The sequence below is a fragment of the Streptomyces noursei genome (genome assembly GCF_001646665.1).
Taxonomy (GTDB): Bacteria; Actinomycetota; Actinomycetes; order Streptomycetales; family Streptomycetaceae; genus Streptomyces; species Streptomyces lavendulocolor.
Genome location: NZ_LWBU01000035.1, coordinates 39,353 through 64,413 on the forward strand (window position 1 = coordinate 39,353; position 25,061 = coordinate 64,413).

The window sequence follows — 25,061 nt, forward strand, 5'->3', positions numbered from 1 at the left end:
CTCCCCAGGAGGCTTCACGTGTACGACGGCACGCCCCGTCCTGTCCTTTTTTCCTTCCCCTCGCGCCGCCGCGCCCCCCGTGCCGCGGCGCTCTCCTCCGCCCTGCGCACCGCCCTGTGCACCGTCGCGGCCACCGCCGTGCTGGCCGGCTGCGCGGCGGGCACCGCGCCGGCGGACCGGCCGGGGGCCGCGTCCTCGCCGGCCAAGGGGTTCCCGGTCACCGTCGACAACTGCGGCACCAGCACCACCTACCGTGAGCCGCCCGCGCGGGTGGTCACCATCCACCAGCACCCCGCCGAACTGATGCTGGCCCTGGGCTTGAGGGACCGGCTGGTCGGCACGGCGTTCCCCGACTCGGCGATCCTTCCGCACCTGCGGAAGGACTACGAGTCCGTCCCCGAACTGGCGAAGAAGGAACCGTCCTTCGAGACGGTCCTCAACGCCGAGCCGGACTTCGTCTACGGCGGGTACGGGAGCGCGTTCGCCGAGAACGAGGGCCGGTCGCGCAAGGCGTTCGCGGACGCCGGCATCGACACCTACCTGAACCGGGAGTACTGCGGCAAGAAGCAGGTGTCGATGCGGGACACCTACGACGAGATCCGCACCATCGGCTCGATCTTCGGGGTCCCGGAGCGGGCCGAGCGGCTGGTGGCGGACCTCCGGGGCCGCGTCGAGAAGGCCGGCGCCGCCGTCAGGGGCGCCCCGGCGGTACCCGTGTTCGTCTACGACAGCGGCGACAAGGCGGCGTTCACCGCCGGCGGCAAGAGTCTCGGCACCGAGATCATCCGGCTCGCCGGCGGGCGGAACGTCTTCGCCGACCTGGACGAGGTCTTCGGCGACGCGTCCTGGGAGCAGGTCGTCGCCCGCAGGCCGGAGGTCATCGCGATCTACGACTACGCGGGCGCCGGCAGCGTCGAGCAGAAGAAGAAGTTCCTGCTCTCGCAGCCGGCTCTCGCCGACGTCCCGGCCATCCGGAACAAGCGGTTCGTCGTGCTGCCGCTGACCGCGACGCTGATCGGGGTCCGGCCGCCGTACGCGGTCGAGGACCTCGCGCGCGCCCTGCACCCGGGGCGCTTCCGGTGACGGCCACCGCACCGGCCGCCCCCGTGCCCCGCTCCGCACCCGCGGACCGGGACGGAGGCCGAGGCGGGGGCGGCGGGGACGGCGAGCCGGGTGCGCGGCGCGTCCAGTTCGCCGTGGTCCTGATGGTCCTCGGCGCCGCCCTGGTGCTGTCCGCCGTCGCGGGCATGGCCGTCGGTTCGGTGCGCGTGCCGCCCGGCGAGGTGTGGGGCATCGTGACGCACGCGCTGGGCCTCGACCGCTCGGAGCCGGCCTGGTCGCGGGCACGCGAGACGATCGTCCTCGATGTGCGGGCGCCGCGCGTGCTGCTGGGCGCGGTGACGGGGGCGGGCCTCGCGGTGGTGGGCGCGGCCATGCAGGCGCTGGTGCGCAATCCACTGGCGGAGCCGTACCTGCTCGGGGTGTCGTCCGGGGCGTCGCTGGGCGCCGTCGCGGTCCTCGTGTTCGGGGTGAGCCTGTTCGGGCCCCTCTCGCTGTCGGCCGCCGCCTTCGCCGGGGCGTTGCTGACGCTGCTGCTGGTGTACACGACGGCCCGGACCGGCGGGCGGATCACCTCGATGCGCCTGGTGCTGTCCGGGGTGGCGTTCGCCGCCGTGCTCACCGCGGTGATGGAACTGCTGCTGCTGACCGGTGAGCGCGGCAACGAGGCGCGGGCGGTGCTCGCCTGGACGATGGGCGGTCTGGGCGGTGTCCGGTGGGGCACCCTGTGGCTGCCCGGCGCGGCCGTGCTGCTGGGGGTGGGGATACTGCTGGTCCGGGCGCGGTCGCTGAACCTGCTGCTGGCCGGCGAGGAGTCCGCGACCACGCTGGGGCTGGACGTCGCCCGGTTCCGGGGCCGGATGTTCGTCCTGTTGTCCCTCGTCACCGGTGTGCTGGTCGCGGCGGCCGGGCCCATCGGTTTCGTGGGGCTGATCATGCCGCACATCGTGCGGCTGTTCGTGGGCGGCGACCACCGCCGGGTGCTGCCCACGGCGGCGCTCGCCGGGGCGGTGTTCCTGATCTGGTGCGACGTCGCCGCCCGTACGGTCGCCGCTCCCATGGAGATCCCCGTGGGGGTGCTGACGGCCCTGTGCGGCGGGCCGTTCTTCCTGTGGCTGCTGCGCCGGGACGGCCGGCGCGACGACGAGGGGGTGGCCTGATGACCGCGGCGGAACTCGTCGTCGAGGGCGTCACGCTCACCGCGGGTGCCCGCCGTCTCGTACGGGACGTCTCGCTGGCCGCGCGCCCCGGGGAGGTGATCGGGCTCGTCGGCCCCAACGGCAGCGGCAAGTCCAGCCTGCTGCGCGCCGTCTACCGCGTCCTGCGTCCCGACGCCGGGCACGTCCGCGTCGACGGTGCCGACGTCCGGTCGCTGCCGGTGCGCCGGCTGGCCCGCACGGTGGCCGCCGTGGTGCAGGAGCCGGGGGCGGGCTTCGACCTGAGCGTGCGGGAGGTCGTCGCCATGGGCCGTACGCCGCACAAGCGGCTGCTCGACGGGGACACCGCCGAGGACGCGCGGCTGATCGAGCGGTCGCTGGCGGCGGTGGACGCGGCGGGGCTCGCGGACCGGCCCTTCGACCGGCTGTCCGGGGGCGAGCGGCAGCGCGTGCTGATCGCCCGCGCCCTGACGCAGCAGCCGTCCCTGCTCGTCCTCGACGAACCCACCAACCACCTGGACGTACGCCACCAGTTGGAGGTCCTGGACCACCTGCGGGCGCTGCCCGCCACCGTCCTGGTGGCACTGCACGACCTGAACCTGGCGGCGTACTACTGCGACCGGCTCTACGTCCTGCGGGACGGCGCGGTGACCGCGTCCGGCCCGCCCTCGGAGGTGCTCACCGCCCGGCTGCTCGCCGAGGTGTACGGGGTGTCGGCCGAGGTCGCGGTGCATCCCCGTACCGGGGCTCCCCAGGTCACCTTCCTGCCCGCCGGGGCCGCGGCAGCGGTGCCGGCCGCGCCGCCCCCGGGCGCATCCGGAGCGTGACGGCGCGGGTGCGGCGGGCGCAGCGGCTCGGTGCGCGGGGCCCGGGACGAGGCACTCGCCCGGAAGAGTGAACGACAGAAGTTGAGTTGACGCGCCACCGGCTCGTGCCCCCGGCAGGCCGCCGCGGCCGGAACAGGGCACAATCGGGTCTTCCACGGATCCGCAGCGCCGTGGGGAGAGGTGCGCGACGTGGACGACGACCGCAGCCGGGGACGCGGCGGATTCGGTGTGCGCACCGGCTCGCTGCGAGCGGCGCGGGCGGTGCGCCGCGCCGCGTCCGCCATCGGCACCGCCGCCGCCGACCGCGGCCGCCTCCAGTGGCTGAACGAGGCCGGTGATCTGATCGGCACGACGCTGGACCTCGGCCGGACCGCCCAGGAGCTCGCCGACTTCGCCGTCCCCAGGATGGCGGACGGCGCCGCGGTGGACCTGCTGGACTCGGTACTGCGGGGCGGCGAGGGGGACCGCGTGGCCGGCGCCGGTGTCCCGCTGACCCGCGCCATGGCCGTCGCCGTGATCGACCGGCTGCGGCACCTGGAACCGGATCCCGTGGGCGAGCTGACCAGCGCCCCGACGCCCACGTACGTCCACCAGTGCCTGACCACCCGCAGACCGGTGCTGGTGAGCCGGATCGCCCCGGACCAGTACGAGTCCATCGCCCCGACGGCCCGGGCGGCACGCCTCATGCGGGACGCCGGGGTGCACAGCTACATGGCCGTGCCGCTGGTGGCCCGCGGTGTGCTGCTGGGCGCCGCCGACTTCGTACGCGCCGGGGGCAGGGCCTCGTTCACCCCAACCGACCTGGCACTGGCGTGGGAGCTCGCCTCGAAGGCCGCGGTGTACATCGACAACGCCCGGCTCTACGGCCGCGAACGCGAGACGGTCGTCACCCTCCAGCGCGCGCTGCTCCCCCGGACCGCGCCCTCGACGCCGGGGCTGCGGGTCGCCTCCGACTACCGCCCCGCCGTCGATCCGGGCGGAGTGGGCGGTGACTGGTTCGACGTGGTGCCCCTGCCGAGCGGCCGCACGGCGCTGGTCGTCGGGGACGTCATGGGGCACGGCCTGGCGGCGGCCGCGACCATGGGGCGGCTGCGTTCGGTCGCGCGGACGCTGCTGGGCCTCGACATCGCGCCGGAACGCGTCCTGGCGCGGCTGGACCTCGCCGCCCGCGACCTGGAGGAGGACCAGGTCGCGACCTGCCTGTGCGCCGTGTACGACCCGGCCGAGCGGACGTTCCGCCTCGCCAGCGCCGGGCACCTGCCACCGCTGCTGATCGACGCCGCCGGCGAGGCGGCGTTCGTGGACGTGCCCGCGGGCGCGCCGCTGGGCGCGGGAGTGATCCCGTACGACCCGGCGATCACGCGGGTGCCCGAGCGCGGCCGGCTGATGCTCTACACCGACGGTCTGGTCAAGAGCCGGGAGCAGGACATCGGGACGCGGCTGGACCGGCTGCGCGAGGCGGTCCGGGGTCCGCAGCCGGACCTGTCGGAGAGCTGCGCCCTGCCGGGCGTGCGGATCGACGGGGGTTCGGACCGGCGCTTCGACGACGCGGTCGTCCTCGTGGCGGAATCCCGTGCCTTCACGGAGGGCGAGCTGTTCGTACGTCCCCTTCCCCCCGACGGGTCGGCCGCCGGGGAGGCGCGCCGGCTGGTCCGTGCGCAGTTGGAGGACTGGTCGCTGCCGCACCTGGTGGACGTCACCGAACTGGTGGTGAGCGAGCTGGTCGGCAACGCGCTGCGGTACGGCGGGGGCCCGAACCAGCTCCGGCTCGTGCGGCACGACCGGCTGTGCGTGGAGGTGTCGGACACCGGCCCCGACCTGCCGCAGATCCAGCACGCGCCGCTCAGCGCCGAGGGCGGCAGGGGCCTCCAGCTAATCAACATGCTCTGCCGCCGCTGGGGCTCGTGCCGGACGCCGGCCGGCAAGGTCGTCTGGGCCGAGCAGGACATCGCCGGGCCGGCCACCATGTGACGGGGCGGCCGCGGCGCCGTCCTCCCTCTTCCGTCAGTCGCCCTCGGCCTTGCGCCGCATGGCCGAGTGGGCGAACTGCAGGGCGTCCGCCCCGGCCAGCGCGGTGAGGGCGCCGGTGACCGTGCGGGTGGCGCGGGGCCACAGCAGTGCGGCGCCGGTGAGCGTGGACACCGTCCACACGCTCACGCAGAAGGGACACGTCAGCAGGTTGCCCACGGTGCCCCTGGCGCCGTCGCGGGGTTTCTCGGCCAGTTCGGCCGGGCCCTGCGGTCCCTGGTACTCCGTGAACGGTGCCCGCAGCGGGCTGAGCACCGAGCTCTTGCTGACCAGCCGGCTGAGCCGGAACGTCGCGACGGAGGTGAGCAGCAGGTCGAGCGGCTCGGGCCGCGCCGGCAGGGTGCGGCCGCTCCACCGGACCACCCCGGCCCATGCCGCCGCGTAGCCACCGAAGGCCGCCAGGGCGGCGGCGTACCCGCCCAGCGGTGGGCGCTCCTCCCCCTTCGCGTACGTGCGGCTCACCCTCCGGACCATACGTGTGATCGATCGCGCCATCTGTGCCTCCTCCCGTGCCCTTGTGCCCCTTGCCCGCCACGCTATGACGCCGGGTGTGTGGCGGCGCGGCGAGGCCGTACGCGACGGCCCGTCGGCACGCGGAAGGCCCCGGCACCAGGGGCGCCGGGGCCTCGCGGGGTCGAGCGCGTCGGCTCGGGACGGTTACGCCATGGGGCCGGGCCCGCCGCGGACCCGGGTGCGGCCGGCACGCCGGTCGGCCATCGCCGAGCCCGCCATCGCCAGGCCGAGCAGCAGGGCCACGGCACCGACGATGATGTTGCTGACCACACTGCGGGTCGTGTCGACGTCGCCGGCGACGACCCAGGGGGCCACGATCGTCCACGCACCGATGGCGCAGGCGGCCCAGGCCATGGAGTGGGTCCGCTCGTACGCCGAGCCGAACCCGCCCATGCACAGGGCATAGGCGACACCGGTGATGAGGTTGCAGATGGCGAGTGCCGTGAGGTCGCTGAAGCCCACGATCCACGGCGAGGCCGCCAGGTACAGACCCGTGAGAAGGCCGAGGGTCTCGATCGCCTGGCCACGAGGGGTGCTGGTCGCCCGTTCGAACCGAGAGCGCATCTCGGCCAGGTCGGGGTGTTGCTCAATGCTCGGGTGGGTGGTCATCGCGGGCCTGCCTCCTGTGGAAGACTTATCTGCCCTTTATTCGCAATAGAACTACTTTCGTGCGTTTCGGTCAACAGGGGGATGCCGCCCACTTGCTGTCCCCTCCCTCCGGGCCGCACCACCCGACCCGCCACTTCTCCGGCGGGGCTTCGTTGATCATCGGCGGGGCGCCTCGACGGTGCCCCACCGCTACGACGACCCACCGACCGAGAGGTACGAGCATGAACCTCCGAGCCACCGTCCTGGCCGTGGCCACCGGCGCCCTGCTCACCGCGGGAGCCGCCGGAGCTGCGGGAGCCGCCGCCGCGCAGGCCGCCGGACACGGGGCCGCTCCCGGTACCGACGCCGGTACCGGGAGCGACAGCGTCGCCATCGTCAAGAACGACCGGCTGACACCCTCGTCCGTCGTCGGCTACGTACTGGACGCCGACGAGAGCTGAGCGGGGATCTGCTCGGGAGGCAGCATCCGCACCGGTTCCGTACCGGCGTCGTTGTGCCGCAGCGCCCAGTTCTCCAGGGCGATGCGGCACGCGTGGTCGAGGTGGCGCAGCCCGGAGAGGTCGAGCTCGATGGGCCGGTCCTTGGGCAGGCCCTCCAGTTCCTCGAGGATCCGGGGCAGCCGGAGGAACGTCGCGTTGCCGGTGATGGCCGCGACCAGGCGGCCCCCGGTCAGCTCCCGGACCTCGACGTGGAGGTGGGAGGTCTCCCAGGCCGTCTTGCACACCGCGAGCAGCATGCCCAGCAGCACGCCCTCGAAGAGGTTGGTGACCAGGATGGCCACGGCGGTGACGGCGAGGATCACCGCCTCTCCGCGGTGCTCGCGCCACAGCGGGGCGAGGTCCTTGACGGGCACCAGCTTGCAGCCGGCGTGTACCAGGACACCGGCGAGCGCGGCGAGCGGGATGACACCGATCGCGGCGGGCAGGAGTGCGACGAACAGCAGCAGCCACACTCCGTGCAGGATCCGCGAGAGGGACGTGCGGGCACCGGCCTGGACATTGGCCGCGCTGCGGACGATGACGGCCGTCATCGGCAGGGCGCCGAGCGCACCGCAGACGGTGTTGCCGACGCCCTGGGCCATCAGCTCCTTGTCGTAGTCCGTGCGTGGCCCGTCGTGCATGCGGTCCACCGCGGCGGCGCTGAACAGGCTCTCGGCCGAGGCGATGAGGGTGAAGGCGAGGACGGTGCCGATCGCCGCCACCGTGGCGACGTCCCCGAAGGCGTCGAGGCCCGGCGGCTGTACGGCTTCCAGCAGCCCCTTGACCTCGACCTTGGCGACGGGGAGGTCGAAGGCGACGGCCGCGGCGGTGGCGAGGGCGACGGCCACCAGTGGGCCGGGCACCACGCGGGCGCGGGCCGGGAGCCGCGGCCAGAGGACCAGGACGGCCACGGTTCCGGCGCCCAGCAGGAAGGCGGTGAGCGCCGTGCCGCCGGAGAGGACGGAGCCGGCCAGTCCGGGCAGGCCGGCGAGCTTGCCGAGGCCGCCGGAGGGCTGTTCGGTGTCGGCCATCGCGTACACCTGGCCGAGCACCAGCACCAGCCCGATGCCTGCGAGCATCCCCTGGACGACGGCGATGGAGATGGCACGGAACCAGCGGCCGAACCCGAGTGCTCCGAGGAGCAGTTGCAGCAGCCCGGACATGAGCACGATGACGCCGAGCGCCGCCGGGCCGAACTCCTGGACGGCTTCGTAGACGAGTACGGTCAGGCCGGCGGCGGGGCCGCTGACCTGGAGGGAACTTCCGGGCAGGGCTCCCACGACGAGGCCGCCGACGATGCCGGTGACCAGGCCGAGTTCGGCGGGTACGCCGGAGGCCACGGCGATGCCCACGCACAACGGCAGGGCGACGAGGAAGACGACGAGCGACGCGAGTATGTCGCGGCGCAGCACAGTGGGGTTCTTCAACAGGGAGGACATGGGAGTGGATTCCTCAGGGGGAGAGGTCCGCCGCCCCGGAAGGGGGCGGCGGACGGGCGGAGGGGACGGGAGAGTGCCGACGGCCCCTCAGAGGGGCCTGAACTCCCCGTCCGTCTCCGGCCGGTGGGCGCTCACCACGCCCGTGTCGACCTCGTAGTACCAGGCGTGCAGCGTCAGTTGCCCGAGGTCGAGGAACTCCCGCACGGACGGGTAGCCGCGCAGCGTCTCCAGCTGCGCGACCGCGTGGCGGCGCACCGCGCGGGCGAGGTCCGTGGTGTCCGGCGGTTCCGGTACGGAGTGCTCGAGCCAGCCGCGGACGGCGGGCAGCGCGGAGAGGTCGTCCCCTCGCACGAGGGCGCCGACGGCGCCGCAGTGCGAGTGGCCGCACACGACGATGTCGCGGACGCCGAGGACGCGCAGCGCGTACTCGACGGTGGCGGTCTCGGCACTGGGCCGTGCCTCGTCGTAGCGGGGCACCACATTGCCGGCGGTGCGGAGCTCGAAGAGTTCGCCCGGGCGGGCTCCCGTGATGAGGGAGGGGATCACCCGGGAGTCCGAGCAGGTGATGAACAGCGCCTCGGGGGCTTGTCCGGCGGCCAGCCGACGGAATTCGTGCGGCTGTTGGGCAACGCGTGTGGGGAACGTGCGGGCGTTGTCGATCAGGGTCTTCATGGCGGCCTGCCTCCTGCGCTCCGGCCGTGGGGGCTCGGGACGCGGTGTGGTCGGGTCATTGTCGGTGTGCAGGTGGGGGGTGGGGCTGACGCGCGCCGCGGGGTCTCCGCGGCACTGCCGGAACGCGGCACCGGGGTGCGATGCTCAAACGATCATGCATGGCAGCAGCGTCGTCAACTTTGCCAGGACATTACCTGTTGATGAAAGGTCCTTTTAAGTCGGCACGCCGACCGGGGGAGGCCGAATATCAACCCCGAGTGTTGCCCGCGTGTTTCGGACGTGTTGACGACCGCCGACTCGCACGTTTCTACGCATGGTGCACGTTTGAACCATTTCAGGCAGACCACAAAGCCCTGGTGAACGCGGCGCGCCAGTGCGATCGCACCCCTCCCGGAGCCGGTTTCGCGTCACCGCTTGAATAACAGACCAAACCGAAAAGCGCCGTTGAATGTGCGTCAACAGAGCGAGCAGGGCAATGTGGCTGCCGCACACACCGGAAGAATCCCGATCGAACGGAAAGGTTTCCTGTCATGCGGACACTGGTAAGGCGCGCCGTCATTTGCGGTCTGGCCACGGCGGCGGTCCTCGGACCGATGACCGCCTCGGGGGCCGCCGCGGAGGCCGCCGCGCCCGAGCCGCGGCTCTACGCACCGAGCGCCCTCGTCCTCACGGTCGCCCAGGGGGAGAGCGCCGCCACCGCCGTACCGCTGCGGGCGGTGACGCTCACCTGCACTCCGACCGCCGCGGGGACGCATCCGGCGCCGAAGAAGGCGTGCGAGGAACTGCGTTCCGTGGAGGGCAGGTTCGACAGGCTGGGCGGCGAGGAGACCCGCCCCTGCATCAAGATCTACGACCCGGTCGTCGTCACGGCGCAAGGTACGTGGGAAGGCCGGCGTGTGAACTTCGAGAAGATGTACGCGAATTCCTGCGTCATGCAGACCGAGGGGTCCAGCGTCTTCTCCTTCTAGATCTCCCCTCCCCGCACCAAGGGCCCGCACGGCCGCTCGACGGCCGTGCGGGCCCTCTGCCGTGCGGCCCTTTTCGCTTTTCCCGCACCACCCGGACCGTGAGCACAGAACGTGCCACGGAAATGTGCGCCGGGCGGCCGGCCGTATACGGCCGGCCGCCCGGAACGGCCGAACCGGGAAGGGAGAAGCGTTCCGCCCCACCCCCTACGGAAGCGGGGCGGACCCGCTCGTCAGCGGTTCTTTCCGGTCTCGTCGTCGGGGAGATCGGCCTCGATCCGCTCCTTGCGCACCCGGCCGCGCACGGTCTCCTCGTCGGTGACCTCCTCGGTGCCGAGCCGTACCCGCTCCACCGGGGTGACCTCGGTCTCCACCACCGGACGCTCGGCGTGCAGCGTCACCTCGTGCTCGGCCTCGGTGATCTCCGGGCCCGACAGGGCGGCGTCGCGGTTGGCGTCCGTGACGGGCTCACGCTCCAGGACGACCTCTTCGTGTCGCAGCGGGATCGTCTGCTGGACCTCTTCGGTGACGACGTACTTGCGGAGCCGCGCCTTGCCGGTCTGGAGCTGCTCCACCCCGACGTGCATCTCCTCCTCGGAGCGGGTCATCGCGTCGTCCGCGGCGCGGTCGGCGGTACCCGCCGCGCCCACCGTTCCGGCGTCCGCCGCGGTACCGGCGGTCCCCGCCGTTCCGGCGGAGTACGCGTCGCCGGCCCGGTCGTCCCTCTCCAGGGTGCTGTCCCAGCGGATGCCGTAGTACTCGTACAGGCGCCGCTCCTCCTCTGCGGAGAGGTGGCCCCCCGCGTCGACGTCGACGTTCGGGGCCTCCTTGACCTTGCCCTTGGGGTACGGGACCTCCAGGTGGTCCTCGACCACGCTGGCGTCATGGATGGGCACGAACGATTCGCCGGAGCCGAAGAAGCCGGTCTTCACGCTGACCCAGTCGGGCCGGCCCGTCACGTCGTCGACGAACACGTGCTTGGCCTCGCCGATCTTGTCACCGGTCGCGTCGTACACCGGATGGTCGAGCACGGCCGGGATCTGTGCCTGGGTGATCATGCATCCTCCTGAGGATTTTCTCGTACCTTCGGAGTCGTCTGGCCTCCGGGTCTTCGTGACCCCTTATGGGGGCGGGTGACCGTCACCTTCGGAAGGGAAACATCTCCAACACGCTCAAAGTTGGGCATATTGGTCAGTCTCGGAGGAGTGCGGACGACGCCGGTCCGACCGACCGTGCCGGACGGGAGAGCCGTGGACCTGGAGAGCGTGACCGAAGAGCTGTACGGGCTGCGCCCGGACCGCTTCACCGCCGCCCGCAACGCACGCGTCGCCGAGGCGCGCAAGGCCGGTGACCGCGCGCTCGCCGAGGCCGTGCGGTCGTTGCGCAGGCCCACCCTGGCGGCGTGGGTGAGCAATCTGCTCGTACGGGAGCGTCCGGCCGAGGCACGGTCGCTGGCCGCCCTCGGGGACGGTCTGCGCCGCGCCCACCGCGAGCTGGACGGGGAGCGGCTCAGGGAACTGAGCCGGAAACAGCACGCCGTGGTGGCGGCCCTCGCCCGCCAGGCCCGGCAACTCGCGGCGGACGCCGGACAGCCGGTCGGGGACGACGTCCAGCACGAGGTCGAGGCGACCCTGCACGCGGTCCTGGCGGACCCGGCGGCTGCCGGGGAATGGGCGTCGGGGCGGCTGGTGAGACCACTGAGCGCCCCGGTGGGCTTCGGCGCGGCACTCACGGAGGCGCCCCTTCCGGAGGGCGGCCGGGGCACGGGTGGGCGGGAGCGGAGTGCGGAGCGGGCGGCCGCGCCGGCACAGCGCCCCCGCGGCACCGGTGCCCGCCGCACCGGCGGGCGGTCGGCGCGGGAGGGGACGGTGGGGGGCGGGGAGGCGAAGGCGGATGCCGAGGAGAAGCGGGAACGGGCGGAGCAGGCGGCGGAGGAACGGGAACGGGCGGAGCGGGAGCGGCGGGAACGGGAACTCCGGGAGGAGCTGCGGCGCGCGGAGGAGGAGGCCGGAGCCCGGGAGGACGAGCGGGAGCGGGCCGCGGCGGACCGGGATCGCGCCGAGGAGGGGCTGCGGGAAGCGGCGTCGCGGGTGGACGCGCTGGCGGCGGAACTCGCGGAGGCGGAGCGGGCGCGGCGTACGGCGGACGAGGAGGTCCGCATCGCACGGCGGCGGTTCCAGGAGGCCGAGCGGGCGGCGCGTGAGGCCCGGCGCCGCGCGCGGGACGCGGCTGCCCGCCCCGGTCGGCGGGGCTCCCCGCCCTGAGGGCCCGGCGCCGGCCGGTCGTGCGAGTGCCCGGGCCGGGTGCCGGCTGTCGGCTGCGGTGCCCCCGTGCCGGTGCCACCTAACGGTGCGGCCGGCCGGACCTCGGGCGCGTCCGGGTGGCGCCGCGTGCGCACGGAGCACCCGCCGGGCCCGGTCAGCCGGTGCGCGGCAGGCCTTCCGGGCCGGACACGGCACGGGCGCCGCGGCCCGCCAGGGCGGACTGCGCCCGGCTCAGCGCCCGGCGAAGCGGGCGGGAACTGCGCAGGGCCGCGCGGGCCGCGTTCGCGCCGGGCGCCCCGTGCACTCCGCCGCCCGGGTGGGCGCCTGCTGAGGCGAGGTACAGCCCCTCCACCGGGGTCTCGGGGCGGCCGGTGCCGGGCACGGGCCTGAAGAAGAGCTGCTGGTGCATGGCGGTGGTGCCGCTGTTGATGGCGCCCCGGCGCAGATTGGCGTCCATCGCCTCGAGGGTCGTCGGAGCGAGGATCCGGCGGGCGCGCACCAGCGAACGGAAACCGGGCGCGAATCGCTCGACCTGCTCCTCCATCCGGTCGGCGAACGCCTCCTGCTCCCGCGCGTCCCAGGTGCCGGTGATGCCGTCGTCGCCCGCGTCGCCCCGGGCGTGGTGCGGTACATGGGTGTAGGCCCAGGCCGACTCGGTGCCGGCCGGGGAGCGGGACGCGTCGGCGGTCGTCATCTGTCCGAACAGCAGGAACGGCCGGTCGGGCACCTCCCGCATGGAGAGCTGGGCGGAGAACCGGGTCAGTTCGTCCATGCCGTCGGCCAGGTGCACGGTCCCGGCGCCGGCCGCCGGTTCGCCGGCCGTCCACGGGACGGGGCCCGACAGCGCCCAGTCGACCTTGAAGGTGGCCCAGTCCCACTGGAAGCGCCGCATGTCGTCGAGCAGCTGGGACGGCAGGTGCTGGGGGGCGACGAGTTCGCCGTACAGCGCGGGGACCGCCACGTCGGCGAGGACCGCCCGGTTCACCGGGACCGTCTCCCCTGCGGCCGTGCGGACGGCCACCGCGCGGCCGGAGCGGACGGTCACCTCCACCACCCGCTCACCGCACCGCACCACACCGCCGCGGCGCTGGAGGCGGCGTACGAGGGCGTCGGTCAGCGCGCCCGCGCCGCCGACCGGCACGGGGAAGCCTTGGGCCTGCCCGAGCATGGACATCAGCCAGCCGAAGCCGCCGCTGCCGGCCGCCTCCGGGGCGAGGTCGGCGTGGAGCGCGTTGCCGGCCAGCAGCAGCCGGCCGCCCTCGCCGCGGAACTCCTCCTCCGCGAGGCGTCGCACCGGCAGGACCATCATGCGGGCCAGCCGGAGGCCGCCCGCGGCGCGCAGCCGGGCGGCGAGCCGTGCCGTGGAGCGGATCGGGGGGAAGGGGGTGAACAGGGCGTCGACGATGTCGGCGCCGATCCGGTCCCAGATGTCGCAAAGGTGGTCCCAGGCCAGGGCGTCGCCGGGGGCGAACTTCTCCAGTCCGGAGGCCGTCGACGTGCGGTGGCGCTCCAGCACGGCGCACCGCCCGTCGGACAGCGGGTGGGCCAGGACGCTGGGGGCGTGGCTCCAGTGCAGGCCCTCTTCGTGGAGGTCGAGGCGGGACAGGATCGGGGAGGCCGCCGCCAGCGGGTAGAAGGCGCTGAACACGTCGCTCACGTAGTCGGGGTGGACGCCCCGGTCGCTGCGGACCGCCCCGCCGGGCTCGTCCTGTGCCTCCAGGACCTCGACCGACCAGCCGGCGTCGGCGAGCAGGTTGGCGGCGACCAGGCCGTTGGGGCCCGCGCCGATGACGACGGCGTCCGGCACCGTGTCGGGCGCCGCGTCGGGCACGAGGCGACCGGAGGTCACGGGGCGTCCCCCTCGACCACGTCGGCGAGGCGGCGGAGCATCGCCCGGTGGCGCACCTGCAGGAGGGCGTCGATGGCGGTGTTGTGCAGCAGTCCGCCGGGGCCGCGCAGGGGGTGCTCGTCCACGACGACGAGTGTCTCGTCACCCCAGGGGCGTACCTCTATGGCGATCCTGGCCGTGCCCAGGGCACCGCTCTTGGCCTCCAGTTCCAGGCGCCCGGGCGGGTCGTAGAGACGTACGACGGTCTCACCGTCAGCGGTCCACGGGCCGAGGCGCACCGTGTACTCGAGGGCCGCCCCGGTCTTCGGCCAGTCCCCGCTCTTGCGCCGGGACGACGAGGTGCCGACGACCCAGTCGCTGTAGCGCGACGCGTCCTCGAGTACGGCCCACACCGCCTCGGGGGGCCTCTTGATCAACTGGTGCCGTACGGCCATGGAACGCCTCCGTTGTCCGCCGTCGGGGAACGAACGCAGCGCGGGTACCCGGATCCGGCCGCTGCGAACGCCCGGGTGTACCGACGCGCGCAGGCGGGCGGCCGGGAGGTGTGCCTGCGGCGCTCGGGCGGGTCGGCAGTGCTCGGGCGGGTCAGCGGCGCTCGGGCGTCTGTGACGCGAGGGTGTTCCAGAACATCGCCTCGTAGGACTGGAGGAGCCGGCCGTGGCGGAGTGCGGCCGGCATGGTGACGTGCCCGCCGTCCAGGCCCTCCTGGGCGGCCGCAACGGCCAGGTCCTCCAGGGCGGGCGCCGGGAGGGCGAAGAAGTCGAAGAAGCCGCACGCCTCGTCGGTGAAGCCGTACCGCGTGCGCAGTGCCCCGGCGATGGTCGCGCAGTAGTCGCCCCACGCGGCGAAATTGGCGTACAGCGCGATCGCCACGTCCGCCGGGTCGCCGTTGAGGGCGAGCCAGGCGACGTACGACGGATATGCCTGGCAGCCGGCCATCGGCTCGTACGCCCCGGCCGCCACCTCGTCGAGCCCGCAGCCGTGCAGCAGCGCGCCGAGACGCTCCAGGGCCAGGGCCTCGCCCTCGGCGAGGGTGGTGAACAGCGACGTGCCGTGGGGTCGCGGGGCGGCGCGGGCGGCCAGGTGGAGGAAGGAGCGGCGGTCGGAGGCGACGATGTGGCGCTGCTCCAGGGCCAGGGTGCCGATGACGGTGCGCCCGGCCGTCCCGTCGGCGATCGCGGCCACGAGCGGATTGGCTCCCTGCCGGGGGGCGAGCGTCCGTGCGGTTGCTTCGAGGAGTTCCCGGGCCTGTTGCGTCATCGCGGCGCTCCTTGGGCGGTGATTGCTCCGTCCCGCTCCTGTCCCTGACCGGACCTGACCGGGCTGTGGGGGCAGCGTCCCACGACCGGCGCAGACCTGGGCGGTACGGGAGCGGCTGCGTGGTGCGCGGAGTGCGGGGTGCGGTGCTCGCGATGCGGGGGGGGCGACGAGGCCCCGGCCGGACGGGGGGAGACCGGCCGGGGCTCTTCGCCGTGGCACGGAGGGCGGTCACCTCACGGCGGGGGCCGGGGACACGGTCCCCTCCGTCACCACACCTGCATGAACGGTCAACGATTTCGGGGTGTTCCCGGCATGCCCTGGTGTGGCCCACTTCACCCGACTGCGGCCGGACCCCGGCCACGGCCTCACGGCTTGTAGACGGTGCCCGGTTCGGCCTTGGCGGGAGCGAGGAGCTGCGGGACGGTGACGAAGGTGAAGCCCCGCTCCTTCAGCTCGTCGATGATGCCCGGCACCGCGGGGACGGTGCCGTCGTAGATGTCGTGCAGCAGGATGATGCCGTCCTTCTTCGCTCCGTCCAGTGTCCGCTTCCGTATGAGGGCGGAATCGGTGGTGGAGTAGTCCTTGGCGGTCACGCTCCACAGCACCTGGGCGAGGCCCAGTTCGCGGCTGATCCTGGAGACGGTGTCGTCGGTCCGGCCCTGCGGCGGTCGCATGAGGGTGGGCTTGCGGCCCGTGAGCCGCTCTATCGCCTCCTGCGTACGGGACAGCTCCTGGCGTATCTCGTCGGGTTCGAGGTCGGTGAGGATCCGGTGGCTCCAGGTGTGGTTGGCGACCTCGTGACCCTCGGCGGCGATGCGGCGGACCACGTCGGGGTGGCGGTCGACGTGTTTCCTGCCGAGCAGGAAGAAGGTGGCGGGGACCTTCTCCTCCTTCAGGATGTCGAGGAGCCGCGGGGTGTCCTTGCCGGGGCCCGCGTCGAACGTGAGCGCGATGCAGGTGAGCTTCCGGCAGTCGACCGGGCCGGCCTCACCCTTGGCGTCGTCCCTGGCGCTGCTCGGCGCGACCCGGTCGGACGAGCAGCCACCCAGAAGGAGGACGAGCGAGGAGACCGCGGCCAGGACCGAGACGGCGGCCTTGCGGCGCATCGGTGACTTCTTGCCGAACGGCATGGGGCATCCCTCTTTCCGCGTACGTGGAGGGTTCGACCGGCAGGGCCCGGTCGACCGCCCCGCACTCTACACACGGTGTATACACAGAGCGGATAGCGGGTCCGGCCGACGGCAGCGGGCATGTTTTCGACGAGATCTTCGGGGAAATCGCAGGTTTATGGTGCAAATCGGATACACGATGATGACCGAGCAGGCCGGCCCCCGGGATCTCGTGGACCACGTGGTCCAGGCCGAGGAAGCCGGCTTCGACTTCTCGGTGACGTCCGACCACTACTTCCCCTGGCTGCGCTCCCAGGGCCACGCCCCGCACGCCTGGACGGTGCTCGGCGCCGCCGCGCAGGCCACGTCACGCATCCCGCTGATGACGTACGTGACCTGCCCGACCTTCCGCTACCACCCGGCCGTCGTCGCCCAGAAGGCCGCGACGCTCCAGCTCCTGTCCGAGGGGCGGTTCCGGCTCGGGCTCGGGTCCGGCGAGAACCTCAACGAGCACGTGGTCGGCGGCGGCTGGCCCTCCGTCGACGTACGGCACGAGATGCTCGAGGAGGCCATCGGCATCATCCGGGCGCTGTTCGAGGGCGGTCACGTCACCCATCGCGGGGCGCACTTCGACGTGGACTCGGCCAAGCTGTGGGACCTGCCCGACGAGCCGCCGCCCATCGGTCTGGCCGTCTCCGGCGAGAGGTCCTGCGAACTGGCGGGCCGCCTCGCCGACCTGGTGATCGCGACGGAGCCCAAGGGCGACCTGCTCGACGCCTTCGACCGGCACGGCGGCAAGGGCAAGGCCCGGGTGGGCCAGCTGCCCGTCTGCTACGACCCGGACAAGGAGGCTGCCGTACGCCGTGCGCACGACCAGTTCCGGTGGTTCGGCAGCGGTTGGAAGGTCAACTCGGAGCTGCCGCACCCGGACTCGTTCGACGCGGCGACGCAGTTCGTGAAGCCCGAGGACGTGGCCGAGGCCATCGCCTGCGGCGACGACCCGGACGACTTCGTGGCCGCCGTGAAGCCTTACGCGGACGCGGGCTTCACCGAGATCGCCCTCGTCCAGATCGGCGGCGACTCCCAGCCGGCCTTCCTGGACTGGTCGGCCAAGAAGTTGCTGCCCGCGCTGCGCGACGCGTTCGGCTGACACGGGCATGAGCACATCCGGCGCACAAGGATCGGGGCGGCGGCGCGGTGCGGAGAGCGGCACCGCGCTCGTCGTCATCGACATGATCAACACGTACGACCACCAGGACGCCGAACTGCTCCTGCCGTCGGTGCGCGAGGCGCTGCCGGTGATGGTGGACCTGCTCACCCGGGCCAGGGAACACGGCGTACCGGTGATCTACGTCAACGACAACTTCGGCGAGTGGCGGTCGCACCACGGCGAGATCCTGCGTACGGCCCTCGACGGTCCTCACGCCGAGCTGGTGGAACCCGTCCGGCCGGACGACTCCTCGTTGTTCGTGGTGAAGGCACGGCACTCGATCTTCTACGAGACGCCGCTGGCGTATCTGCTGGGCCAGCTCGGTGTCGACCACCTCGTCCTGTGCGGTCAGGTGACCGAGCAGTGCGTGCTGTACTCGGCGCTCGACGCGCACATCCGGCACATCGCGGTGACGGTGCCCACGGACGCCGTGGCCCACATTCACGAGTCGCTGGCCGATGCCGCGCTGGAGATGATGCGGTCCAACATGAGCGCCCGGACGGTGGAGGCGAAGGAGATCGACTTCGCCGCCGCCGGCTCCGGCCGGGGGACGTGACACCGCGCGTGACGCCGCACGGGGAACGACCCCGCCCGCGGACGCCCGGACGCCCGCCTGCGGAACACCGGAACCGCGGCCCGCGATGTGCGGGCCGCGGTTCCGGTGCGCCCGGCGTCCGTGGTCGTCGGTGAGGTTGTCGTCCGCAGTCCGTCGTCCGCAGCGGTCAGCCGGTGACCGTCGGCAGGTGGTCAGTGCGTGACGTAACGGGAGGCGAGCTGCAGACGCGCCTCCTTCTCGTGCTCGCCCGACACGGACGTGGCGGACCGGATCTCGAACAGCCCGCCGAGCGCCTTCTCCACCTCCGCGACCGCCTGGTGGTCACCCGTCAGCAGGGCGGTGACCTCCGTGCTCAGTTGCGGCGGGCCCGGCCGCTCCTCCCGCCGGGCGGAGCTGTCGAAGGTGGCCATCCACACGGTCGGCTCGCGGTCGTGCGCCTGCTCGGGCCCCGGCGTGGGCATGTCGCAGCCCGTGAAGACGCGGTCGAGCGTCTCGAAGACGGCCCGCGCGTCCTGGCGGCCGCAGTCGCTGAGCTGCACGGTGACGTCGCAGTCGGCGGGGTGGTTCCTTGTTCCGTTGCTCTCCACGTCGCTCCACTCCTCGGGGTCCGGTCGATTACCGGTACAGGCACGAATACCTCACTGCGGGCCCATCAATCAGAATCCACCGCGGCGCGTTTGCGGCGGGAGGTGCCTGGTACGAGGGTGTGATGCAGCAGGGGGGTCCGAGTGACACGTCAGGAGGAACCGATGCCGGCAGGATCCAGCCCGAAGCGGGAACGGCAGTACGAGCACATCAAGGACAGTTCCAAGAAGCGCGGGGCGAGCGAGAAGCGGGCCGAGGAGATCGCGGCCCGTACGGTGAACAAGGAGCGGGCCCGCTCCGGGGAGTCGAAGACCGCGAGCAAGACGTCCACGCAGGACATGTCCTCCTCGAAGCGGGGCGGCCAGCGGTCGGGCGGCAGCGGCCCCAAGGGCCCCACCTATGACCAGCTCTACGAGGAGGCCAAGCGCAAGGGCGTCCAGGGCCGGTCGTCCATGAACAAGTCGGAGCTCCAGCGCGAGCTCGGTAAGTGACCCGTGCGGCGCGCCTTCACCCCCCGGCCCCGCCGGGACGGCCCAGCGGGCTGCGGTCGAGGTGCGCCAGGAGGTCGGCGGGGTCGTCGTAGAGAACGGCGGCCCCCGCTTCCATGAGGTCCACGCCCGGAATGCCTCCGCACAGCAGGCCCACACAGGTGACGCCCGCGCGGGTGCCGGCCTTCATGTCCCAGACCGTGTCGCCCACGAAGACGGAGTGCTCGGCCGATGCCCCGGCGAGTTCCAGCGCGTGGCGCACCGGCTCGGGCGCGGGCTTCCCCTCCTCGACGTCGTCCGCGCTCGCGGTGGCCGTGATGGCGTCGTCCGCGTCGATGGCCCGCAGCAGCGCGGACAACTCACCACCGCCGGCGGAGGTGGCCAGGACGACCGTCCAGCCGCCGTCGGCGAGGACCTTGAGGAGACGCCCGGCGTCCCGGAAGGCGGGCAGCCGGTCGAAGTACGTCCCGTAGAGGGTCTTGTGGGCGGCGCTGATGGCGTCGTCCTGTTCCTTGTCCCGGTCCTCGCCCAGGAGCCGTGCGATCAGGTCGTCGGACCCCAGGCCGACGGCCCGGTGGACGGCGTGCATGGGCACGTCGTGCCCGGCCTGCCGGAACGCCTCCCACCAGGTCGTCACGTGCAGGTGGTTGGTGTCGGCAAGGGTGCCGTCGACGTCGAACACCGCGGCTCGTGTCATGGTCTCTCCGTTCCGTTCTCCGGTACTCGTACGACACGAGTCTCACCCTGGACTTGAGGTTTATCCTTCGACTCCGGTGGAGGAATGGGGGGCGCCCACCGGTTTCGACTCCGGTGAGCCGCGCTGGCGCAGGAAGACGGCGAAGATCGCCATGGATCCGACGGCGAGGAGCTCGGACTGCCAGTTCTGGAGCGTCCGGCTCCAGAAGTCGGCCGTCAGCAGGTACTCCGCCCACGGGACGGGGTCCTGGAGCTCCCGCAGCTGCTCCTCGCCGTACGCCGCCGCGCCCGCCACCGACTGCGCGTACCAGGAACCGGCGAAGAGCAGGAACATCACCACTCCCAGCGACCGGGAGTACAGCGCCTGTCCGAGGCCCCCGACGGAGGCCGGGCGCGGCGAGTCCGGCTGGGCATACCTGCCCATGCGCTGCTCCCTCTCCGATTCCACGCCCGCCTTGTGCAGTTCCTTCGACTCGGGCGACCCGCGCTGGACCAGCCAGACGGTCGCGAAGAGGAACAGGAAGAACTGCAGGTACTCCGACTGCCAGTTCTCCGTGACGTCCACCGCGAACCGGGACGTCGTCAGGTAGCCCCCGAAGCTCGCCGTCCGGGCACCTGCGGACCGCAGCTCGTTGTTGTACGCGGCCTGGCCGGCCAGCGCCTGGCCGAACAGCGCGGCGAGGAAGGCGACGCCAAAGGTGAGGGAGAGGCCGTTGTCCCGGAGGAACCGGGTCGCCCTGCCTCCGCCGCTCGCGGGCCGCGTACCGCTCCCCCGGTCATCACCGCTTCCGCGGTCCGTACCACTTTCGCCGTCGGTACCGCCCCCGCGGTCGGTGCTGCCCCCGCCGTTGGTGCTGCTCCCGCTTCCGTGATCCTCCTGGCTCACCGGTGCATCATCCCCACCACGCTGAAGTAGACGAGACCGCAGGTGACCACCAGGAGATAGAGCGTGAACACGGTGCGCATGCGGACTCAGTCCCCCTTCACAAGACAGCGGTAGGGCTTGCGGAGGCGGGGCGTGCAGCCGGCCGCGCTGACCTTCCAGCCGTCGGCGAATGACGTGAGGAAGTAGGTGTCCTGGTCCAGCTCCACGCGCGCCTCCCTGCCGTACACCTCGGTGCCGCGGACCTCGCCCGCGTCCGGCAGGTCCGCCTCGGCGAGGCCGGCGGCGCAGGTGGGGCCGGGGTCGGCGGCGAGTTCCTCGCGCGTCTCGGGCGCGAGATGGCGGCAGGCGGCGGAGGTGTCCGAGGCCCGGTCGCGGGCCGCGAAGGCCGCGGCGGCCGCCGAGACGGCCCGGATCTCGTCCGGCGGGACCGAGCAGCCCGTGAGCGTGAGCCCGACCGGGAGCAGGAGCGCCGGGACGAGGGGGATCACACGCACGTGATTCGGCTCCTTCCGGCACGGCCGGCCCGGTGGGTCCCGGGCGGGGTCGTACGAGCATGGGCGCTTCGTACGCGCCCGGTCACGTTCCGCGCGCTCGACACCCGGCGAGTTCCTTCGGCTGCCGTACCGGAGCGGATCCGCGCTTGATCCGGTCGCCCGGGGTTAGAAGACCAGTGCGAAGGACGGACTGGGAGGACACCATGCCTGAGCATGACGAGCGGGGTACGTCCGGGAACGACCACGGGACGGCCGGCAGAACCCCGCGGGGACGCAACGAGACGCCGGACGAGCGGGCGGACCGGCGCTGGGCCGAACTGATCCAGGAGATCCGGGTCGCCCAGACAGGTGTGCAGATCCTCTTCGGTTTCCTGCTGACGGTGGTCTTCGCGCCGACGTTCGCCGACTTGTCGAGCACCAACAAGACCATCTACATCATCACCGTGGGGCTGGGCGCCTCGGCGACGGGCGCTCTGATCGGGCCCGTGTCGTTCCACCGGATCGTGTCGGGGAGGCGGATCAAGCCCCAGGCCGTCGTATGGGCGTCGCGCCTGACGTTCGTCGGCCTCGTGCTGCTGCTGGCGACGCTGATATCGGCCCTCTTCCTGGTACTGCGGGTCGCGACGCACGACGCGTTCGTGCCGTGGATGGTCGCGGGTGTGGTGACCTGGTACGTCGTGTGCTGGTTCGTGCTGCCGCTGTGGGCCCGGTACCGCTACACGACGATGGACGACTGAGCTCGTGCTCCTACGGCCGGACTCCGGGCCGGCATCTTCGGTCCGGCATCCTCGGTCCGGCATCCTCGGTTTGGCTTCCGCCCGACACCCGTGCCGGCTTCAGTCCGCCTCGGACGGCGGGGGGCCGCCGCGCGTCAGGACGTGGTCGATGGTGTCGGCCTCCGCCGCCGGCTTGTCGGGGCGGTGGCGGAGGACACGGGCGAACCGGAGCGCCACTCCGGCCGGGTAGCGCGGGGAGCGCTGCAGACCGTCGTAGGCGATCTCAACGACGAGTTCGGGCCGGACGCGGACGGTGAAGCCGTCGTCCCCGACCGCCAGCTCCCGCAGCCGTTCCGTCTGCCACCGCAGCATCACGTCGGTCAGCCCCTTGAACGTCTTGCCGAGCATCACGAACGTGCCGTCAGCGGCCCGGGCGCCCAGGTGCAGGTTGGAGAGCAGGCCGGTGCGCCGGCCATGGCCCCACTCGGCGGCCAGGACGACCAGGTCGAGGGTGTGCACCGGTTTGACCTTCAGCCACGAGCGGCCGCGGCGCCCGGCGCTGTACGGGGCGTCGATGGCCTTGACCATCACCCCCTCGTGACCGCGCCGCAGTGTGTCGGCGAAGAACGCCTCGGCCGCACGTGTCCGCTCGGGGTCCCCGGGATCGTCGACCACGGTGCGCCGCACCCTCATGGGCTCGGGGACGAGCCGGGCCAGTGCCTCGTGCCGCTCGTGACCCGGCAGATCGACCAGTACGGCCCCGTCGGCTGCGAGGACGTCGAAGAAGACCGGTGACACGGGCAGAGCGGCGGCCGCGGTGGCCACGTCGACCCGCGAACCGACCCGGGACGCGATGTCCTGGAACGGTACGGGCCGGCCGGCGGCGTCCAGGGCGATCACCTCACCGTCGAGGACGAACCGGTCCCCCGGCAGCTCCCGCGCGGCAGCGGTGATCTCCGGCAGCCGGTCGGTGATGTCGTCGAGCGACCGGGTGTAGAGACGGACCTCGTCACCGGCGCGGTGCACCTGCACCCGGATGCCGTCGAGCTTCTCCTCGACAACGCAGGGCCCGAGCGCGGCGATGGCCTCGGTGACGCTCTTGGCGCTGTGCGCCAGCATCGGATGGACCGGGCTGCCCACCCGCAGCTGGAACCGCTCCAGCACGGCCGGCCCCTCGGCGAGCAGTGCCTGGGCCACCCGCGGCAGGGACCCCTCCAGCATCACGGCCCGCCGTACGTCGGCGGCGGGCGCCGCTGCCGCCTTGGCGACGCCTTCGAGGGCGACGGCGTCCAGCGCCCCCTGCCGGACCTCTCCGGTCAGCAGCCGCACGAGGAACTGCTGCTCCGTCTCCGTGGCGGCACCCATCAGCTCCCTCACCAGCCGTTGCCGCTCCGCCTGGGCCCCGGCGCCGGCGACCTCCGCGAGCGCGGTCAGGGCCGCGTCGGTGTCGGCCACGGTGAGGGTGGCGGTGTCCGCTGGCGGGACGGGCACCTTGAGGGTGCTCCAGCCGACCCCGATCCGTCCCTGCGGCAGCCGTCCCGCGAGGTAGGCGATGACCAGGGGCGCCTCCTCGGGCGAGGTCGCGGCGAACAGACCGGCCAGTGCGGCGATCTTGGCGGAGCGGGCGGAGGTGGCGGCGACCTGGTCGGAGACCTCCGCGAGGCGGGCCAGCAGCATGCCGCTATGGTGCACGTCCCGGGCGTCCGGCGCACGCGGGCGCACCACCCGAGGCCCGGAACGGCGCCCTCTCCGACCGGAAGGGCACCTGTCGGGGCGGGACACCCCTACCGCGTGCGACCACGGGGGCGGCTAACGTCCGGCTGTACGGCTCGCGGCGGATGTGCGCGGCCCCGGTTGCCCCGCGATCGCCCCCGGCCGGCAGGAGCACCGGGCTCTTCGGACGTTCCGCTCACCCGGCCGCGCCGGGCGTCCGCGCGTCACCCCGGTAGCCGGCAGCCCGTACCCGTACGCAATATCGGCCCGTTCGTGCGACCGCTGCCGCCAGGTCTCCCCTCGTTCAGACAACTGCCCTACGCTGCGCTCGACTTGAGGAACTCCAGGACCTCGAACCGAGCAGGGGGCTCATGATGAAGGCGTCGCGCACCGCGATGACAGCCGTGTCCGCCGTGTTGGCCGGTGCCCTGTCGCTCGGGGTCGCCCCGGGCCAGGCCCGCTCCACCATGTCCGCCTCCTTCGATCCGGGGCAGTCGGCCTACTCGGACTCCACCGGGGTGGGCGTCCACAACGCCTACGAGAAGGCCAAATACCCTTTCTTCGCCGACGCCTTGGACTCGGGTGCGGGGATGCTGGAGATCGACGTGTGGACCAACGCGTTCGGCAGGTCCTGGCGGGTGTCCCACAGCAACCCGCTCGGCAACGACAACAACTGCGAGAACGCAGCGCACGCCGGCGAGTTGCGCACCAAGCCGAGGAACCAGGACCTCGCCGGATGTCTCGCGGACATCCGGGCGTGGCACGACGCCCACCCGGGGCACCGGCCGGTCCTGCTCAAGCTCGAGTTGAAGGACGGGTTCCAGGCCAAGAGCGGCCGGGGTCCGGCGGCGCTGGACGCCCTGCTGACCGCCCGGCTGGGTGACGCGCTGTTCCGGCCGGCGGACCTGGCCGGAGGTCACCCCGACCTGGACACCGCCGCACGGACCGACGGGTGGCCGGCGCGCTCCGCCATGGCGGGGAAGTTCGTGGTCGAGCTCATCCCGGGGACCGTCGAGGAGGACAACCCGCTCGACACCCTGTGGACCGACCGCGAGTACGCCACCCACCTGAAGAACCTGGCCGCCGCCGGGCGGCTGCGGGAGGCCGCCGCGTTCCCCGCCGTGCACCACGCCGCCACGGGTGACCCGCGCACCCGGTACGCCGACACCGGGATACGCCCCTGGTTCGTCGTCTTCGACGGTGACGCCTCCGCCTATGCGGCCGGGTCCATCGACACCGGCTGGTACGACAGCCGCCACTACCTGGTGGTGATGACAGACGCCCACAACGTGGCACCCGCCATCGACGGCACCAGTCCGACGGAGCCTCAGGCCCGCGAGCGGGTCGCGCTGCTCGCCGGCCGACACGCCAGCGTCGTATCGGCCGACTGGTACCCGCTTCCCGCCGTGCTGGCGACCGTCCTCCCACGCGGCTGACCCGCGGACGTACGCGGGCGCAGCGACATGCGCGGGAACCGCGACGTACAC

The 25,061-nt window shown here is 72.9% G+C and carries 26 protein-coding genes; 12 read left to right on the forward strand and 14 right to left on the reverse strand.

Annotated elements, in window-relative coordinates; all coding sequences use genetic code 11:
- Positions 1-18 precede the first annotated feature (18 nt).
- From A4V12_RS03490 to A4V12_RS03505, 4 genes are all read left to right on the forward strand, one after another.
- Positions 19-1,083, forward strand: coding sequence for an ABC transporter substrate-binding protein (locus A4V12_RS03490; RefSeq protein ID WP_064067693.1), 1,065 nt, complete (start codon positions 19-21; stop codon positions 1,081-1,083).
- Positions 1,080-2,219 (forward strand): FecCD family ABC transporter permease, encoded by a 1,140-nt coding sequence (locus A4V12_RS03495; protein WP_064067694.1) that lies wholly within the window; start codon positions 1,080-1,082, stop codon positions 2,217-2,219. Before A4V12_RS03490 ends, A4V12_RS03495 begins: the two co-directional genes overlap by 4 nt.
- Positions 2,219-3,043: an ABC transporter ATP-binding protein gene (locus A4V12_RS03500; RefSeq protein ID WP_064067695.1), complete on the forward strand. Its 825-nt coding sequence runs from the start codon at positions 2,219-2,221 to the stop codon at positions 3,041-3,043. The genes A4V12_RS03495 and A4V12_RS03500 overlap by 1 nt, the downstream gene beginning before the upstream one ends.
- A gap of 243 nt (positions 3,044-3,286) precedes the next feature.
- Positions 3,287-5,014, forward strand: a complete 1,728-nt coding sequence (locus tag A4V12_RS03505) for an ATP-binding SpoIIE family protein phosphatase (protein WP_064067802.1) — start codon at positions 3,287-3,289, stop codon at positions 5,012-5,014.
- A gap of 33 nt (positions 5,015-5,047) precedes the next feature.
- Here A4V12_RS03505 and A4V12_RS03510 read toward each other — a convergent pair whose 3' ends face one another.
- Both A4V12_RS03510 and A4V12_RS03515 read right to left on the reverse strand, forming a co-directional pair.
- Positions 5,048-5,533 (reverse strand): DUF1360 domain-containing protein, encoded by a 486-nt coding sequence (locus A4V12_RS03510; RefSeq protein WP_350497994.1) that lies wholly within the window; start codon positions 5,531-5,533, stop codon positions 5,048-5,050.
- Positions 5,534-5,728: 195 nt separating this feature from the next.
- Positions 5,729-6,193, reverse strand: a complete 465-nt coding sequence (locus A4V12_RS03515; protein WP_064067697.1) for an SPW repeat protein — start codon at positions 6,191-6,193, stop codon at positions 5,729-5,731.
- A 221-nt stretch (positions 6,194-6,414) separates the two neighbouring features.
- Between A4V12_RS03515 and A4V12_RS03520 the strand changes: the two genes are divergently transcribed.
- Complete coding sequence (locus A4V12_RS03520; RefSeq protein ID WP_064067698.1) at positions 6,415-6,633, forward strand: hypothetical protein; 219 nt, start codon at positions 6,415-6,417, stop codon at positions 6,631-6,633.
- On the opposite strand, the gene A4V12_RS03525 is transcribed toward A4V12_RS03520, so the two are convergent.
- Positions 6,606-8,111 carry a SulP family inorganic anion transporter gene (locus A4V12_RS03525; RefSeq protein WP_064067699.1) on the reverse strand — a complete coding sequence of 502 codons (1,506 nt, stop codon included), beginning with the start codon at positions 8,109-8,111 and terminating at the stop codon, positions 6,606-6,608. The two genes, A4V12_RS03520 and A4V12_RS03525, sit on opposite strands and share 28 nt — an antisense overlap.
- 87 nt (positions 8,112-8,198) lie before the next feature.
- The gene (locus A4V12_RS03530; RefSeq protein WP_064067700.1) at positions 8,199-8,783 is read right to left on the reverse strand and encodes a carbonic anhydrase; all 585 of its coding nucleotides are present in this window, start codon (positions 8,781-8,783) and stop codon (positions 8,199-8,201) included.
- A gap of 530 nt (positions 8,784-9,313) precedes the next feature.
- Between A4V12_RS03530 and A4V12_RS03535 the strand changes: the two genes are divergently transcribed.
- The gene (locus tag A4V12_RS03535) at positions 9,314-9,751 is read left to right on the forward strand and encodes a subtilase-type protease inhibitor (RefSeq protein ID WP_064067701.1); all 438 of its coding nucleotides are present in this window, start codon (positions 9,314-9,316) and stop codon (positions 9,749-9,751) included.
- A 230-nt stretch (positions 9,752-9,981) separates the two neighbouring features.
- Here the strand turns inward: A4V12_RS03535 and A4V12_RS03540 are convergent, their stop codons facing one another.
- The gene (locus tag A4V12_RS03540) at positions 9,982-10,806 is read right to left on the reverse strand and encodes a DUF2382 domain-containing protein (protein WP_064067702.1); all 825 of its coding nucleotides are present in this window, start codon (positions 10,804-10,806) and stop codon (positions 9,982-9,984) included.
- A gap of 192 nt (positions 10,807-10,998) precedes the next feature.
- On the opposite strand from A4V12_RS03540, the gene A4V12_RS39405 reads away from it, so the two are divergent.
- Positions 10,999-12,012: a hypothetical protein gene (locus A4V12_RS39405; RefSeq protein ID WP_064067703.1), complete on the forward strand. Its 1,014-nt coding sequence runs from the start codon at positions 10,999-11,001 to the stop codon at positions 12,010-12,012.
- Positions 12,013-12,166: 154 nt separating this feature from the next.
- Here A4V12_RS39405 and A4V12_RS03550 read toward each other — a convergent pair whose 3' ends face one another.
- The 4 genes from A4V12_RS03550 to A4V12_RS03565 all read right to left on the reverse strand — a co-directional run bounded on the left by A4V12_RS03550 (position 12,167) and on the right by A4V12_RS03565 (position 16,227).
- A complete protein-coding gene (locus A4V12_RS03550) occupies positions 12,167-13,819 on the reverse strand; it encodes a phytoene desaturase family protein (RefSeq protein WP_064067803.1) in 1,653 nt (550 codons plus the stop codon).
- Positions 13,820-13,857: 38 nt separating this feature from the next.
- Positions 13,858-14,295: an SRPBCC family protein gene (locus A4V12_RS03555; protein WP_064067704.1), complete on the reverse strand. Its 438-nt coding sequence runs from the start codon at positions 14,293-14,295 to the stop codon at positions 13,858-13,860.
- 151 nt (positions 14,296-14,446) lie between these two features.
- Positions 14,447-15,121: a hypothetical protein gene (locus A4V12_RS03560; RefSeq protein ID WP_064067705.1), complete on the reverse strand. Its 675-nt coding sequence runs from the start codon at positions 15,119-15,121 to the stop codon at positions 14,447-14,449.
- 365 nt (positions 15,122-15,486) lie between these two features.
- A complete protein-coding gene (locus tag A4V12_RS03565) occupies positions 15,487-16,227 on the reverse strand; it encodes a polysaccharide deacetylase family protein (protein ID WP_064067804.1) in 741 nt (246 codons plus the stop codon).
- Positions 16,228-16,408: 181 nt separating this feature from the next.
- Between A4V12_RS03565 and A4V12_RS03570 the strand changes: the two genes are divergently transcribed.
- The gene (locus tag A4V12_RS03570; protein ID WP_064067706.1) at positions 16,409-17,380 is read left to right on the forward strand and encodes an LLM class F420-dependent oxidoreductase; all 972 of its coding nucleotides are present in this window, start codon (positions 16,409-16,411) and stop codon (positions 17,378-17,380) included.
- Between the two features lie 7 nt (positions 17,381-17,387).
- Positions 17,388-17,996 (forward strand): isochorismatase family cysteine hydrolase, encoded by a 609-nt coding sequence (locus A4V12_RS03575; protein WP_064067707.1) that lies wholly within the window; start codon positions 17,388-17,390, stop codon positions 17,994-17,996.
- Positions 17,997-18,187: 191 nt separating this feature from the next.
- Here A4V12_RS03575 and A4V12_RS03580 read toward each other — a convergent pair whose 3' ends face one another.
- On the reverse strand, positions 18,188-18,583 hold the full coding sequence (locus tag A4V12_RS03580) for a hypothetical protein (protein WP_064067708.1): 396 nt from the start codon (positions 18,581-18,583) through the stop codon (positions 18,188-18,190).
- 162 nt (positions 18,584-18,745) lie between these two features.
- On the opposite strand from A4V12_RS03580, the gene A4V12_RS03585 reads away from it, so the two are divergent.
- Positions 18,746-19,072, forward strand: a complete 327-nt coding sequence (locus A4V12_RS03585; RefSeq protein WP_064067709.1) for a hypothetical protein — start codon at positions 18,746-18,748, stop codon at positions 19,070-19,072.
- Positions 19,073-19,088: 16 nt separating this feature from the next.
- On the opposite strand, the gene A4V12_RS03590 is transcribed toward A4V12_RS03585, so the two are convergent.
- From A4V12_RS03590 to A4V12_RS03600, 3 genes are all read right to left on the reverse strand, one after another.
- Complete coding sequence (locus A4V12_RS03590; RefSeq protein ID WP_064067710.1) at positions 19,089-19,766, reverse strand: HAD family hydrolase; 678 nt, start codon at positions 19,764-19,766, stop codon at positions 19,089-19,091.
- A gap of 60 nt (positions 19,767-19,826) precedes the next feature.
- Positions 19,827-20,651 carry a DUF6766 family protein gene (locus tag A4V12_RS03595; RefSeq protein WP_350497995.1) on the reverse strand — a complete coding sequence of 275 codons (825 nt, stop codon included), beginning with the start codon at positions 20,649-20,651 and terminating at the stop codon, positions 19,827-19,829.
- Between the two features lie 86 nt (positions 20,652-20,737).
- On the reverse strand, positions 20,738-21,145 hold the full coding sequence (locus tag A4V12_RS03600; protein WP_064067711.1) for a hypothetical protein: 408 nt from the start codon (positions 21,143-21,145) through the stop codon (positions 20,738-20,740).
- 203 nt (positions 21,146-21,348) lie between these two features.
- Between A4V12_RS03600 and A4V12_RS03605 the strand changes: the two genes are divergently transcribed.
- Positions 21,349-21,882: a DUF6328 family protein gene (locus tag A4V12_RS03605; protein ID WP_064067712.1), complete on the forward strand. Its 534-nt coding sequence runs from the start codon at positions 21,349-21,351 to the stop codon at positions 21,880-21,882.
- Between the two features lie 99 nt (positions 21,883-21,981).
- Here the strand turns inward: A4V12_RS03605 and A4V12_RS03610 are convergent, their stop codons facing one another.
- Positions 21,982-23,538, reverse strand: coding sequence for an ATP-dependent DNA ligase (locus A4V12_RS03610; RefSeq protein WP_064067713.1), 1,557 nt, complete (start codon positions 23,536-23,538; stop codon positions 21,982-21,984).
- A 431-nt stretch (positions 23,539-23,969) separates the two neighbouring features.
- On the opposite strand from A4V12_RS03610, the gene A4V12_RS03615 reads away from it, so the two are divergent.
- Complete coding sequence (locus tag A4V12_RS03615; RefSeq protein WP_423564519.1) at positions 23,970-25,010, forward strand: phosphatidylinositol-specific phospholipase C domain-containing protein; 1,041 nt, start codon at positions 23,970-23,972, stop codon at positions 25,008-25,010.
- Positions 25,011-25,061 lie beyond the last annotated feature (51 nt).

Coding starts and splice junctions, on each gene's coding strand:
- A4V12_RS03500 (WP_064067695.1), top strand. CDS start 2,219: ATGACCGCGGCGGAACTCGTCGTCGAGGGCGTCACGCTCACCGCGGGT.
- A4V12_RS03515 (WP_064067697.1), bottom strand. CDS start 6,193: ATGACCACCCACCCGAGCATTGAGCAACACCCCGACCTGGCCGAGATG.
- A4V12_RS03520 (WP_064067698.1), top strand. CDS start 6,415: ATGAACCTCCGAGCCACCGTCCTGGCCGTGGCCACCGGCGCCCTGCTC.
- A4V12_RS03525 (WP_064067699.1), bottom strand. CDS start 8,111: ATGTCCTCCCTGTTGAAGAACCCCACTGTGCTGCGCCGCGACATACTC.
- A4V12_RS03530 (WP_064067700.1), bottom strand. CDS start 8,783: ATGAAGACCCTGATCGACAACGCCCGCACGTTCCCCACACGCGTTGCC.
- A4V12_RS03535 (WP_064067701.1), top strand. CDS start 9,314: ATGCGGACACTGGTAAGGCGCGCCGTCATTTGCGGTCTGGCCACGGCG.
- A4V12_RS03540 (WP_064067702.1), bottom strand. CDS start 10,806: ATGATCACCCAGGCACAGATCCCGGCCGTGCTCGACCATCCGGTGTAC.
- A4V12_RS03555 (WP_064067704.1), bottom strand. CDS start 14,295: ATGGCCGTACGGCACCAGTTGATCAAGAGGCCCCCCGAGGCGGTGTGG.
- A4V12_RS03560 (WP_064067705.1), bottom strand. CDS start 15,121: ATGACGCAACAGGCCCGGGAACTCCTCGAAGCAACCGCACGGACGCTC.
- A4V12_RS03565 (WP_064067804.1), bottom strand. CDS start 16,227: ATGCGCCGCAAGGCCGCCGTCTCGGTCCTGGCCGCGGTCTCCTCGCTC.
- A4V12_RS03570 (WP_064067706.1), top strand. CDS start 16,409: ATGGTGCAAATCGGATACACGATGATGACCGAGCAGGCCGGCCCCCGG.
- A4V12_RS03575 (WP_064067707.1), top strand. CDS start 17,388: ATGAGCACATCCGGCGCACAAGGATCGGGGCGGCGGCGCGGTGCGGAG.
- A4V12_RS03585 (WP_064067709.1), top strand. CDS start 18,746: ATGCCGGCAGGATCCAGCCCGAAGCGGGAACGGCAGTACGAGCACATC.
- A4V12_RS03590 (WP_064067710.1), bottom strand. CDS start 19,766: ATGACACGAGCCGCGGTGTTCGACGTCGACGGCACCCTTGCCGACACC.
- A4V12_RS03605 (WP_064067712.1), top strand. CDS start 21,349: ATGCCTGAGCATGACGAGCGGGGTACGTCCGGGAACGACCACGGGACG.
- A4V12_RS03610 (WP_064067713.1), bottom strand. CDS start 23,538: ATGCTGCTGGCCCGCCTCGCGGAGGTCTCCGACCAGGTCGCCGCCACC.
- A4V12_RS03615 (WP_423564519.1), top strand. CDS start 23,970: ATGACAGCCGTGTCCGCCGTGTTGGCCGGTGCCCTGTCGCTCGGGGTC.